Here is a 5,778-nt window from a genome sequence, read left to right as displayed (position 1 = left end):
AGCTCAGCTAAGGTAAGGCTAATACAGATAAGGACTCCACTGAACCCCACCGATTAAATCGCACCTTCCTTAATACATTCATATGAAATATGCATAGCTTCCCCGAATGGTCTCCATCCCGCTAACCCCTTGTCTATACTCCAAAAGAGAACGCACTGGCCTTACCGGCAATTAATACAGTGCGTTGTCGGTCACAACATCGCGAAATTTCTTAAGGCGGGGAGTCGGGCTATCTGCCCGGCGTCTACTTTTAAAAAAGGACATATTTTTACGGCAGGGCGGCCGCTCATTTTATTGCGACAGGAGTAAACCTATGAGCAAGAAATTTGCCCTGAGCTGCCTTGGTGCGCTGGGCATGACTATCGCCACGGCCCAGGCTGCTGAACCTGCTGAGATCGGCAAAGGAGAAGGGCGGCTGGATATCATTGCCTGGCCGGGGTATATCGAACGCGGGCAAACGGATAAGGCTTATGACTGGGTCACGGCCTTTGAGAAAGAGAGCGGCTGTGCGGTTAATGTCAAAACTGCCGCCACGTCTGACGAAATGGTCAGTCTGATGGCGAAAGGCGGTTACGATCTGGTGACGGCCTCAGGTGATGCTTCACTGCGCCTGATCATGGGTAAACGGGTTCAGCCGATCAACACCAAATTTATCGCCAACTGGAATACCCTCGATTCGCGCCTGGTAAAAGGCGACTGGTTCAATGTGGACGGTAAAGTCTACGGTACGCCTTATCAGTGGGGACCAAACCTGCTGATGTACAACAGTAAAACCTTCCCGACCCCACCGGACAGCTGGGCGGTGGTGTTTGTCAAACAGGATCTGCCGGACGGCAAAACTAACCTTGGGCGCGTGCAGGCGTATGACGGGCCGATTTATATCGCCGATGCGGCCTTATTTGTCAAAGCCACCCAGCCGCAACTGGGGATTGAAGATCCCTACCAGCTCACCGAAGCGCAGTATCAGGCGGTGCTTAAAGTGCTGCGCGATCAGCACAGTCTGATCCACCGTTACTGGCATGACACCACGGTGCAGATGAGTGATTTCAAAAACGAAGGCGTGGTTGCCTCCAGTGCCTGGCCTTATCAGGCCAATGCCCTGAAAGGGGAAAACCAGCCCATTGCCACTGTTTTTCCGAAAGAGGGCGTAACGGGCTGGGCCGACACCACCATGCTGCATGCCCAGGCTAAACACCCGAACTGTGCCTATAAGTGGATGAACTGGTCGCTAACGCCGAAAGTCCAAGGGGATGTCGCGGCCTGGTTTGGCTCGTTGCCGGTAGTGCCCCAGGGATGTAAAGCCAGCGAGTTGTTAGGTGAGAAAGGATGCGAAACCAATGGTTATGCCTTCTTCGACAAAATCGCCTTCTGGAAAACGCCGGTCGCCGAGGGCGGGAAATATGTCCCCTACAGCCGCTGGACGCAGGATTACATTGCCATTATGGGTGGACGTTAACTGGTCGGGAGTGACGCATGACCTACGCGGTAGAATTTCAGGATGTCTCACGGTTGTACGGTGACGTACGCGCGGTGGACGGCGTCAGTCTGGTGGTCAACGACGGAGAATTTTTATCTATGCTGGGGCCATCCGGCTCCGGCAAAACCACCTGTCTGCGTCTGGTCGCGGGTTTTGAACAACTGAGCGGCGGAGTTATCCGTATTTTTGGCCGGGAAGCCAGTGAACTGCCGCCCTGGGAACGTGACGTTAATACTGTCTTTCAGGATTACGCGCTGTTTCCGCATATGTCGATCCTCGACAACGTCGCTTATGGTCTGATGGTCAAAGGGGTGGAGAAAAAAAAGCGCCATGGTCTCGCTCGTGAAGCACTGGAGAAGGTGGCGCTTGATTTTGTCCACGCCCGTAAACCTTCGCAACTCTCAGGCGGCCAGCGCCAGCGCGTGGCCATTGCCCGGGCGCTGGTTAATCAGCCCAGAGTTCTGCTGCTGGATGAACCCCTTGGCGCACTGGATCTAAAACTGCGTGAACAGATGCAGTTTGAACTGAAAAAACTTCAACAGGATCTCGGGATCACCTTTATTTTTGTCACCCACGATCAGGGGGAAGCGCTGTCGATGTCCGATCGGGTCGCGGTGTTTAACAACGGCAAAATTGAGCAGGTGGATACCCCGCGTGAACTGTATCTGCGCCCGCGCACGCCTTTTGTCGCCGGGTTTGTTGGCACCTCTAATGTGTTTGATGCTCAGCTTGCCGGGAAGCTGTGCGCCATGCAGGGGACATTTTCGCTGCGCCCGGAGCATATCCGTTTAAACCAGCCCGGTGAGATTGAGGTTCAGGCGCAGGTGCAGGCGGTGCAGTATCAGGGGGCGGCAACGCGCTTTGAGCTGAAACTTGAGGGTGGTGAAAAACTGCTGGTCACCCAGCCGAATCTCTCCGACGCTCTGCTGCCGGATTCACTCACTCCCGGACAACGCGTGCAGGTCTCCTGGTCGCGCGAGGCGATGGTGCGTTTACAGGGAGTGTCATGATATGCAGGCATCTATGGCGACGCAGTCGTCGCACAGCGGTCTGAGTCGCTTCTTCTGGCGCTGGCCATCGCTGGGGCTGTTCCTGTTGTTGCTCGGGCCGTTGATGTGGTTCGGCATCGTCTACTTTGGATCGTTGCTGACGCTGCTGTGGCAGGGGTTTTACACCTTTGACGACTTCACCATGACGGTGACGCCGGATCTCACCCTCGCTAATCTTCAGGCGCTGTTCAATCCGGCGAATTACGACATCATTGTGCGCACCCTGACGATGGCAATAGCGGTAACCCTTGCCAGCGCGGTGCTGGCTTTCCCGATGGCCTGGTTTATGGCGCGCTATACCCATGGCAAGTGGAAAGCTTTTTTCTACATTGCGGTGATGCTGCCGATGTGGGCGAGCTATATCGTCAAAGCCTATGCCTGGACGCTATTACTGGCAAAAGATGGCGTGGCGCAATGGTTTTTGGGGCATCTGGGGCTGGAGCCGCTGTTGACTGCGGTCCTGACGCTGCCGGGGATCGGCGGCAATACGCTGTCGACCTCGGGGCTGGGGCGATTTCTGGTGTTCGTCTATATCTGGCTGCCGTTTATGATCCTGCCGATACAGGCGGCCCTTGAGCGTCTGCCGCCGTCGTTGCTTCAGGCTTCAGCCGATCTTGGTGCGCGCCCACGGCAAACCTTCCGCTATGTGGTTCTGCCGCTGGCGATCCCTGGTGTGGCGGCGGGGTCGATTTTTACCTTCTCGCTGACCCTCGGGGATTTTATTGTCCCGCAACTGGTTGGCCCGCCGGGCTTCTTTATTGGCAATATGGTCTATTCCCAGCAGGGCGCGATTGGCAATATGCCGATGGCCGCCGCCTTTACGCTGGTTCCCATCCTGTTGATTGCACTCTATTTGTCGTTTGTGAAACGTCTGGGAGCGTTCGATGCACTCTGACAGAGCACCCTGGTTACTCAAAGCGGCGGCATGGGGCGGGGTTATCTTTCTCCATTTCCCGTTATTGATCATCGCCATCTATGCTTTTAATACCGAGGATGCGGCGTTTAGCTTTCCCCCGCAGGGACTGACGCTCAAGTGGTTCAGCATTGCTGCTGCTCGGGGGGATATACTTGATTCAGTGACACTGTCACTTCAGATTGCTGCGCTGGCGACGCTGATTGCGCTGATCCTTGGCACGCTTGCTGCAATGGCTCTCTGGCGCAGTGAATTTTTTGGCCGCAACGCGATTTCACTGCTGCTGCTGTTACCCATCGCGCTACCGGGCATTGTGACCGGGCTGGCGTTGTTAACGGCGTTTAAGACGGTCAATCTGGAACCGGGATTTTTTACGATTGTGACCGGGCATGCGACCTTCTGCGTGGTGGTGGTGTTTAACAACGTCATCGCCCGTTTTCGCCGGACGTCGTGGAGCCTTGTCGAAGCCTCAATGGATTTGGGGGCCAACACGTGGCAGACATTTCGTTATGTGGTGCTGCCCAATCTGGGATCGGCGCTGCTGGCCGGTGGAATGCTGGCCTTTGCCTTATCCTTTGATGAAATTATCGTTACCACCTTTACTGCTGGCCACGAGCGCACCCTACCGCTGTGGCTGTTAAACCAGCTGGGCCGCCCGCGTGATGTACCGGTAACCAATGTGGTGGCGCTGCTGGTGATGCTGGCTACGGCGCTACCGATCCTCGGGGCGTGGTGGCTCACCCGCGATGGCGAGACCGTTGCCGGTCCGGCAAATAACTGACAACTTAATAAGGATAGCGCTATGCAACATCAACTATTGATCAATGGTGAACTGGTCTTCGGCGAGGGAGAAAAGCAGGCCGTGTACAATCCGGCCACCGGCGAGGTGTTGCTGGAGATTGCCGAGGCTTCTGCCGCGCAGGTAAATGCTGCCGTGATGGCGGCAGATGATGCGTTCAAAAGCTGGGGCCAGACCACCCCGAAAGCGCGGGCGGAATGTCTGCTGAAACTGGCACAGGTGATCGAAGATAATGCCGAAACCCTGGCCGGGCTGGAATCACTAAACTGCGGCAAACCGCTGCACTGCGCGCTGAACGATGAAATACCGGCGGTGGTGGATGTGTTCCGCTTCTTTGCCGGTGCTGCCCGCACGCTGAATGGCCTGGCGGCCGGGGAGTATCTTGAGGGACACACCTCGATGATCCGCCGTGACCCGGTGGGGGTAGTGGCATCCATCGCGCCCTGGAACTACCCGCTGATGATGGCGGCCTGGAAGCTGGGTCCGGCGCTGGCGGCAGGCAACTGTGTGGTGATCAAACCTTCAGAAATCACCCCGCTCACCGCGCTGAAGCTGGCAGAGCTGGCAAAAGATATTTTCCCCGCAGGTGTACTCAATGTGCTCTTCGGGCGAGGAAAAACCGTGGGCGATCCGCTGACCGGGCATGAAAAAGTGCGCATGGTCTCCCTGACCGGCTCCATTGCCACCGGGGAGCATATTATCAGCCACACTGCGCCGTCGATTAAACGGACCCATATGGAGCTGGGGGGCAAAGCGCCGGTGATTGTGTTTGATGATGCCGATCTTGATGCCGTGGTGGAAGGGGTACGCACTTTCGGTTTTTACAACGCCGGGCAGGATTGTACCGCGGCCTGCCGTATTTATGCCCAGAAGGGGATTTATGCGGCGCTGGTTGAAAAACTGGGCGCTGCGGTTGCCAGCCTGAAAATGGGCGCGCCGGAAGATGAGTCCACCGAGCTTGGGCCGCTAAGCTCTGAGGCCCATCTGGCCCGTGTGAGCAAAGCGGTGGAGGACGCCAAAGCGCTGGCCCATATCAGCGTGGTCACCGGCGGGAAAAAAGGCAGCGGCGCGGGCTATTACTACGAGCCCACTCTGATTGCCGGGGCGAAGCAGGAGGATGCCATTGTGCAGCGGGAGGTTTTCGGCCCGGTGGTCAGCGTGACGCTGTTTGACGATGAAGATCAGGTGCTGGAATGGGCCAATGATTCGCAATATGGGCTGGCCTCATCGGTATGGACCAAAGATGTGGGCAGGGCGCACCGACTCAGCGCCCGCCTGCAATACGGCTGCACCTGGGTTAACACCCACTTTATGCTGGTCAGCGAAATGCCCCACGGCGGACAGAAAATGTCAGGCTACGGCAAGGATATGTCGGTCTACGGTCTTGAGGACTATACCGTCATCAGGCATGTGATGATTAAACACTGATGTGTCGTCAGGTGCTGAGTGTGAGGCCGCCAGCATGAAGTGAACCCCACATATTGGACACTTTTTTAACTGGCGGCTGACATGGCCTGAGTTCGGTATTGTACCGGACTCA

General features: G+C 56.5%; 5 protein-coding genes. All 5 read left to right on the top strand.

Translation table 11 applies throughout. The annotated features are described in order from the left end of the window. Positions 1-313 precede the first annotated feature (313 nt). Genes ydcS through patD form a run of 5 tightly spaced genes read left to right on the top strand, consistent with a single transcriptional unit; the run spans position 314 to position 5,666 of the window. Positions 314-1,456: a putative ABC transporter substrate-binding protein YdcS gene (ydcS, locus tag ACSZO4_RS24235; RefSeq protein ID WP_437891640.1), complete on the top strand. Its 1,143-nt coding sequence runs from the start codon at positions 314-316 to the stop codon at positions 1,454-1,456. Between the two features lie 17 nt (positions 1,457-1,473). Continuing rightward, positions 1,474-2,487 carry an ABC transporter ATP-binding protein gene (locus ACSZO4_RS24230; RefSeq protein ID WP_437891639.1) on the top strand — a complete coding sequence of 338 codons (1,014 nt, stop codon included), beginning with the start codon at positions 1,474-1,476 and terminating at the stop codon, positions 2,485-2,487. Between the two features lies 1 nt (position 2,488). Next, the gene (locus ACSZO4_RS24225) at positions 2,489-3,421 is read left to right on the top strand and encodes an ABC transporter permease (protein WP_437891638.1); all 933 of its coding nucleotides are present in this window, start codon (positions 2,489-2,491) and stop codon (positions 3,419-3,421) included. After that, positions 3,411-4,220: an ABC transporter permease gene (locus ACSZO4_RS24220; protein WP_437891637.1), complete on the top strand. Its 810-nt coding sequence runs from the start codon at positions 3,411-3,413 to the stop codon at positions 4,218-4,220. Before ACSZO4_RS24225 ends, ACSZO4_RS24220 begins: the two co-directional genes overlap by 11 nt. A 21-nt stretch (positions 4,221-4,241) precedes the next feature. Further along, positions 4,242-5,666, top strand: coding sequence for an aminobutyraldehyde dehydrogenase (gene patD, locus ACSZO4_RS24215; RefSeq protein WP_437891635.1), 1,425 nt, complete (start codon positions 4,242-4,244; stop codon positions 5,664-5,666). Positions 5,667-5,778: the final 112 nt, after the last annotated feature.

This window comes from Phytobacter sp. V91 (assembly GCF_965644225.1).
Taxonomy (GTDB): domain Bacteria; phylum Pseudomonadota; class Gammaproteobacteria; order Enterobacterales; family Enterobacteriaceae; genus CBFFRJ01.
This window is presented reverse-complemented; position numbering and strand designations above follow the sequence as displayed.